Annotated in this window: 9 protein-coding genes; 4 read left to right on the forward strand and 5 right to left on the reverse strand. The window is 39.9% G+C overall.

Annotation, left to right across the window (positions count from 1 at the left end; all coding sequences use genetic code 11):
- Window positions 1-36 precede the first annotated feature (36 nt).
- From H6G86_RS37365 to H6G86_RS37380, 4 genes are all read right to left on the reverse strand, one after another.
- A complete protein-coding gene (locus H6G86_RS37365) occupies window positions 37-273 on the reverse strand; it encodes a hypothetical protein (RefSeq protein ID WP_190938607.1) in 237 nt (78 codons plus the stop codon).
- A complete protein-coding gene (locus H6G86_RS37370) occupies window positions 270-605 on the reverse strand; it encodes a hypothetical protein (protein WP_190938608.1) in 336 nt (111 codons plus the stop codon). Before H6G86_RS37370 ends, H6G86_RS37365 begins: the two co-directional genes overlap by 4 nt.
- A gap of 74 nt (window positions 606-679) precedes the next feature.
- Window positions 680-1,129 carry a hypothetical protein gene (locus H6G86_RS37375; protein WP_190938610.1) on the reverse strand — a complete coding sequence of 150 codons (450 nt, stop codon included), beginning with the start codon at window positions 1,127-1,129 and terminating at the stop codon, window positions 680-682.
- A gap of 373 nt (window positions 1,130-1,502) precedes the next feature.
- A complete protein-coding gene (locus H6G86_RS37380) occupies window positions 1,503-1,652 on the reverse strand; it encodes a ribbon-helix-helix protein, CopG family (RefSeq protein WP_179075796.1) in 150 nt (49 codons plus the stop codon).
- 167 nt (window positions 1,653-1,819) lie between these two features.
- On the opposite strand from H6G86_RS37380, the gene H6G86_RS37385 reads away from it, so the two are divergent.
- The 3 genes from H6G86_RS37385 (at window position 1,820) to H6G86_RS37395 (ending at window position 3,711) form a co-directional block, all read left to right on the forward strand.
- The gene (locus H6G86_RS37385; RefSeq protein ID WP_147262545.1) at window positions 1,820-2,029 is read left to right on the forward strand and encodes a hypothetical protein; all 210 of its coding nucleotides are present in this window, start codon (window positions 1,820-1,822) and stop codon (window positions 2,027-2,029) included.
- Window positions 2,030-2,350: 321 nt separating this feature from the next.
- Window positions 2,351-3,391, forward strand: a complete 1,041-nt coding sequence (locus H6G86_RS37390; protein ID WP_190938609.1) for a hypothetical protein — start codon at window positions 2,351-2,353, stop codon at window positions 3,389-3,391.
- A gap of 86 nt (window positions 3,392-3,477) precedes the next feature.
- A complete protein-coding gene (locus tag H6G86_RS37395; RefSeq protein WP_199338580.1) occupies window positions 3,478-3,711 on the forward strand; it encodes a hypothetical protein in 234 nt (77 codons plus the stop codon).
- A 63-nt stretch (window positions 3,712-3,774) separates the two neighbouring features.
- Here H6G86_RS37395 and H6G86_RS37400 read toward each other — a convergent pair whose 3' ends face one another.
- Complete coding sequence (locus H6G86_RS37400) at window positions 3,775-4,077, reverse strand: hypothetical protein (RefSeq protein WP_242065176.1); 303 nt, start codon at window positions 4,075-4,077, stop codon at window positions 3,775-3,777.
- A gap of 470 nt (window positions 4,078-4,547) precedes the next feature.
- On the opposite strand from H6G86_RS37400, the gene H6G86_RS37405 reads away from it, so the two are divergent.
- Window positions 4,548-6,320, forward strand: a complete 1,773-nt coding sequence (locus H6G86_RS37405; protein ID WP_242065177.1) for an AAA family ATPase — start codon at window positions 4,548-4,550, stop codon at window positions 6,318-6,320.
- Window positions 6,321-6,367: the final 47 nt, after the last annotated feature.

Raw genomic sequence — 6,367 nt, forward strand, 5'->3', positions numbered from 1 at the left:
GGCTACCAGCACATATTTAGTAAATAAAGTTACTTCTTACTTAGATTTTATTTTTGCGATCGCTTGTTTTTTACTGGATCTGACAAAACCGCATTGCTCCCATCCAAATACTAGTTGTAATGTATTATTCGTGTCGCTGAGAAGTTTTTTACTCAGCAAGTAAGCACCAATACTATAACCACCCCTTTTGAGTTTTACAAAAGTTGTCAAATCTAGCCAGTCCTCAAATGGACTTACTTTCGTGTTGGTTTGAGAATAACTAATCTTCATCATTTCCACGGACTATAAATTTTCTTCGCTCCAATCCTTTGTTTTTGTTGTGGTGTTAAGTATCTCGTATACCCTCTCGACCATACAGGCACAATTGGATAAATCTTTGACCAAAATAAATGAGGTTTTTTCCCTGATAAAGCTAATGCTGTTGCACTTAACCAGCAACCTATCAATATACTCCAAGCTAGATTTAATCCCAATGCAAAAGCTAAAAAGAAACCTAGACCGAATAATGGAATCACTACAGCAAACTGAAATCCTGTAAAGATTCCAATCGGTGCGCTCTTTCCTAACGATTGATTGACTTGTTTGATTTCTCTATGACTCATCATTAGTTATTAAAATTAAACAAATGAGCAGAAATTGGCACCCCTTTCTGCTCGACGCTTCCAGAAGTTGTTGTCTTTTAGTTGCAAGCTGCTGTAACATTCGCAAACAGAATGTTTTGAGCAATAAATAACACTAGAGTTATAAAGAATATCCCTACTGGTTGCTGAACCATTTGCGTTACTTCTTGCCCGTCACCTAATGCATTGGCGACCTTCACTCCTGATGACACGAAATAAATGAATAACATCACTGTTATCGCTGCGTTTATCACTCCTGGTAAGCCATTTATTAGTGCATTTCCTTGAGCCGATGCTCCACCAAACATACACGTCATTGCTATTTGTGCTGGGTTAAACAAACCAAATGCTTCTGCTGGTCTTGTTTGACTCGCAACAATCAAAGTTGTACCAACCGCATATATCTGATATTGGTATTTCAAACCTACCTTGCCAATCAGCTTGGCAATCACCTGATTCTTAGTTTTAGCTCTTTGGCGTGAACCACGTTCCTTTGTATTACTTACCAAAACAATCGCTCCTTTGTTTCTCATAAATAGTCAGATAAGTCTAATTGTGTTACCTCGAAACTTAAGGGAAGAATACATTTGTCAGAATCAAATAACTTTTGACATTATGCATCTACAATCGCTATCGCTACTTAATATTAACGATTGCCAAAAAATAGCAGTGCCAAGTTGCAACACTAAAGCAGAATTTGTTTGAGATAAATACTCACCATATTTATTTTCTTTCTACTGTTAGTAACTGCATCATACTATCACATCAAATAAAGCTTGAGACAAACTTAACAAGCTTTTTTGTGAACTTTTTTCACAGAATGTAAGACAGAATTCAAAGATTATCGTCCTACTTTATTCAGTTATTCATTGATGAGCTTACTCAATAATTAATTTCTCTCTCTCTAATCAGCCTTTTGATTGTGGTTGATAGACTTGTACCCCAATCAGAGGCGATTTTCTCTAATCTTTTACGTTCAAACTCATCTAGATAAACTGGTAGAGAAGCTTTTTTCTTTTTGGAATTCTTCATAGATAACTTGTCTCTTACTTTTGACATATTATGCTGATTTATCGATTTTTAAGCTAAATATTCTAACTTCTATAATGTTTTTATGATATTATTACAATATTACTTTATTCTCAGGTTATGCGATTACACCCATACTTGTAAAAGCATATTAGAAGGGGAGTCAAATTATGCGTTCCAAGTCAAATAAACATAATTCTGCCAGTGTTACACTTCGCGTAGAACCAAAATATGTGAGTGATTTAAAGCTCTATTCACAGGTGGTTGGAAGAAATCAGTCTGAGATTCTGCGGGAATTACTTATATCTGCCCTCAACTCCATCCCTGAACATCAAAGAAGAGCTATGGAAATTATTGCTCAGTGCAGAACCTCTAACTAATTGCCAATTCTCACTTGTAGCTCTACTACAACCCTCCTAAGAAAGTGAGGGTTTTATTATTAGTTAAAGGCAAGGGAAAGGGAAAATTCCATCCTTTCTCCTTTACACCCGCTCCTCATCCCCAGGCCCCACCTTCCCCTTTCCCCACAAATGCCAAGAAGTCTATAGCATGAATCGCTTTGACAATATGAAAAACAAAGCGAAGCTTCAACTTACTCAAATACTTTACAATAGGTGTGAAACTGTCAATTCCTTTCCAATTCACTCGATGTTGTTTCATAACTATACGAGTGTCGCAAAGTTTAGTTAATTTCAAACTTGATGAATAGCCCCTTTCTTTTAGAGCCTCCCCAAAAAGCAATCGAGTCATTATTAGCATTGCGAGATTACTACGCACCTCTTGTAGAAGAGTACGAAAAATTATATTCCCTAGCCAAAGCAAATCTCACTCATGTAGAAGCTCTATTATCTAACTGGTCTTTGACTGAGGAGGTGGATAATGATAATGAAGAATTCACCTCTGAAAAAGGAAAAAACTTCTTATTCCTGAGTGAGAAATTTGTTCATGAAAATGTTGAACCTATTACCCATCTTTTATTAGACGATTCACAGAATACATCAACAGTCGCAACACAATTTCAAGAGTCCACTCAACAAAACATATTCACACTTATACAAGCTTGGTCAGGTGAAGAATCTGATGCAGCTACAGATACTTCAGCACTCCTAGAGCCACCTATAGAAACATCAACTCAACAGCGACTGCAAGATGGAACCGAGACGGTCATGCTGCCTATTTTCAAATCCCTGTCTCGCCTGGAAGCTATTGAACAGGTGTTGGCAGAACACATTGGCACAATTGTTCACATTGATTTTATTGTCAAAATGCTCTATGGGGAGTTAGAGCCGGATGCCTTCAAGGTCATCAAAGGCAGAGTTCAATCATCCCTCACTCATGGTAAGGAAACTAACAAATGGTTCAGTGTCCCTGGAGAACCGGGATGTTATACTCTCTCTTTAACTTTGCTACCCAAACCGGAAACGAAAAATTCGTCCACCAGAGTCAAAGGCAAAAATAAGAGACAAGTTTTGCCGCCCCAGCCCAAAGACATACCAATGCTCGAAGAATTTCAGGGTCAGTTTTTAATTGATGCACTAACAACTTTTCTAGAAAATAATTCGGGTAAAGTTTTCAGCGTTTCAGAAATTACCAACGGAATCTATGGCGAACTCACTGCGGCTGAGATTAGAGAAGTGAAAAACAAGGTATTGAATGAGTTATCACGGGGTCATCGCACAGGGCGATTCACTAGGGTTCCTGAGCAGATCGGTTTTTATACCTGGGACTTGGATTTGATTTAAGTAGAAACGATTAGGCGCTCACCTGGGCGCTTGAGCCGTCGCATCCAACTAGACTACTGCTTAACTTACACTTTTAACTAACATTTATGGCTATTCCAGCAACACAGTTAAAGATCGGGCAATCGGTGAAGTATCTAATCGGTACTCGAAACGGTATGAGTGCGGCAATAACCGATATCAGCAAATCATCTCTTAGTCTCAAAAATACTCATATTGTTACATTGACCTTTGATGATGATTCACTACCAAATCACTTAAAAACACAACAACTAACTGTTTATGACGAATTGCTTGAAGGTTGTGAAATAATCAGATTTTAAAAAATTAAAATTGGCAACAGCAGAGCGCACATCCCCTGCGACAAGTTGAAATTAATCAAAATACTAACTTGCTGGCTGATAAAATCCCGTATTTTCGTTAAATTCCCACCCTAATCCCGCTCTATCTTTGCCCTTACACCATGCTACAAAAAGCGGTGGCGGAAGATTAATTCGCTCCTTGCGTACACTTTCTTCACTTACACCAAGTCTCTTGGCTAAACTTTCTTCAGTTAACGGTTGCATTCTAGGAGTATGCACTTTGAATGATGAATCATTGTAGTACGATTTCTTGTCCCGCCCTTGTTGGTTGATCGGCATCGCAATTTGCCGACCATTGGTCGGCAAAAACTTAATTATTATTCTCAAAAACTAATCCTTTATATGAGCCAAAATCCAGGGTGTTAAAAGGAGCGGGAATTTGCAGACCACCATCCCAAACGATGTCTGTGCCTTCCCTTATGCCCTCTGTATTACTGTATCTTTGTAATCTAAAACACTTTGATTTACGTAATTATAACTACTCTAGACAACGCTATGCATTAAAACTCTCTGCATTATACTCATCTAGGTAAATAGGCTAAATAAACCTACCATCAACTTATTTTTTTTACCTAGATAAGTATCATGATACAGCACAGGAACTTCATTCCATGTTAAAGTTGTATTTTTAACTGTGTAATTTACGACATCATACATAAACTAACTCGCAATCACCTAAAGTTCCTTCGCCCATTAGGGAGCATCTTGGCGTTCGTAAATAGAATTCGATAAAGTAAAATGGCACATCAAGTTGGGATAATCTCTTTTAGTCGTAAATATTTTTACCCCTGACCAAGATGCCAGCGCCTTTAAAAGTTGACCTGTCACCAATAGAAGATCAAGCCCTACTAGCACTCACTCAAGCAAAAGGTATACCACCAAGAACTCAAAGTCGTGCCACTGTACTACGCTTATCAGCAGCAGGATGGACAGTGGTAAAGATCGCACAATATTTAAAATGGCATCCACAGACTGTACGCGACACAATTCATCGCTGGTACTGGGGCAAACTCGATAGTTTGTGGGATTGTTCGCGTCCGGGTCGCCGTCGCCGATGGCATAACCCAAATATCAAGTCCCTGCTTCAATTCAAAATATCTTTATTTAGCTATCAACTTATTTTTATTTTATTTTCTTACATCTCTTACATCTATTTAATGCTATTTCTCCACAGTCATGGCATTTCTACTACTTATGCAGTCAAAATTTACAGGCATTACTTGGATGAAGCACTCGCTACTCTCACCAGCAATCCCTACCAGTTAGCTGCTCACATCTACGGTATTGGTTTTCTGAGAACTGATAAAATTGCCTTTAATTTAGGAGTTGCGCCTGATAGTCAGTTCCGTTACCGTGCTGGTTTAATTCATGTTTTGAACGAAGCTGCTGCTGATGGGCATTGCTATTTACCCCAGCCAAAACTCATTGAGAATGTGATCAAACTGCTGACTACAGCAGATCACACACCCGAAGAAGATGCCCTCGCTGATATTATCAAAGACATGGCACTCAAGGATGACTTAATCCGCGAGAAAAGCGAAGACCAAACGCTGCTATGTTATCTACCAACGTACTTTCACACCGAACAGAACCTTGCTCAATTAATACAATCTAGATTTTGCCAACCAGTTGCACAAGATATGCCTCGTGTTCGCGCCTGGATTGAGCACTTCACCAAGAGTCGTAAAATCAAACTTTCACCACAGCAACGGCTAGCGGTAGAAATGGCTGCATATTCAAGGGTAATGATTCTTACTGGTGGCCCCGGTTGCGGTAAAACTTTCACCACCCAGACCATAGTCTCTCTGTGGAAAGCAATGGGCAAATCTATCGCCTTAGCTGCGCCAACTGGACGCGCTGCTCAACGCCTGAGTGAAATCACACAACTCGAAGCCAAGACGATACACTGCTTGTTGGAATTTGACCCAAAGACAATGGGCTTCTTACGCGATAATCAAAACCCTTTACCCCATACCGCAATTGTCGCGCTAGAAGCTAGTATGCTTGATTTGTTTCTGGCATCTTCTTTGCTAAAGGCTATACAATGCGGTTCCCAACTACTGCTAGTGGGTGACATTGACCAGTTACCCTCTGTGGGTCCTGGTCAATTCCTTGCTGACTTGATTAATTCTGGTCACGTTCCGGTGGTGCGCTTGACCAAGGTATTTAGGCAAGCCCAACAGAGCGCAATTATCACCGCTGCTCACCAAATTAACCGAAGCCAGTTTCCCACAATTGAACCGATTTCCGATAATCCCGTGTCTGAGTGTCTGTGGCATGGCGGCGGTCATCACCCGAAACATGGTCTTAAAGCAATATCCGAAATCATTACAGACTTGATTCCCCGCCTGGGTTACAATCGAGCTACTGATGTGCAAGTGCTTTGCCCCATGTCGCGGGGTTTGCTTGGGACTCGTAACCTCAATACCGTATTGCAGCAGTTGATTAATCCGCCCAGTCCCGACAAAGTAGAGATTACCAGGGGCGGGAATTTATTACGAGAAGGCGATCGGATCGGGAGCAATGCGGTTTTGTCAGATCCAGTAAAAAACAAGCGATCGCAAAAATAAAATCTAAGTAAGAAGTAACTTTATTTACTAAATATGTGCTGGTAGCC

The sequence above is a fragment of the Nostoc sp. FACHB-133 genome (genome assembly GCF_014698055.1).
Classification (GTDB): domain Bacteria; phylum Cyanobacteriota; class Cyanobacteriia; order Cyanobacteriales; family Nostocaceae; genus Nostoc.

What these genes read in the sequence shown, in the direction of transcription:
- H6G86_RS37405 (WP_242065177.1), top strand. Translation starts at nt 4,548, where the DNA reads ATGCCAGCGCCTTTAAAAGTTGACCTGTCACCAATAGAAGATCAAGCC.
- H6G86_RS37390 (WP_190938609.1), top strand. Translation starts at nt 2,351, where the DNA reads ATGAATAGCCCCTTTCTTTTAGAGCCTCCCCAAAAAGCAATCGAGTCA.
- H6G86_RS37395 (WP_199338580.1), top strand. Translation starts at nt 3,478, where the DNA reads ATGGCTATTCCAGCAACACAGTTAAAGATCGGGCAATCGGTGAAGTAT.
- H6G86_RS37380 (WP_179075796.1), bottom strand. Translation starts at nt 1,652, where the DNA reads ATGAAGAATTCCAAAAAGAAAAAAGCTTCTCTACCAGTTTATCTAGAT.
- H6G86_RS37385 (WP_147262545.1), top strand. Translation starts at nt 1,820, where the DNA reads ATGCGTTCCAAGTCAAATAAACATAATTCTGCCAGTGTTACACTTCGC.
- H6G86_RS37365 (WP_190938607.1), bottom strand. Translation starts at nt 273, where the DNA reads ATGATGAAGATTAGTTATTCTCAAACCAACACGAAAGTAAGTCCATTT.
- H6G86_RS37370 (WP_190938608.1), bottom strand. Translation starts at nt 605, where the DNA reads ATGATGAGTCATAGAGAAATCAAACAAGTCAATCAATCGTTAGGAAAG.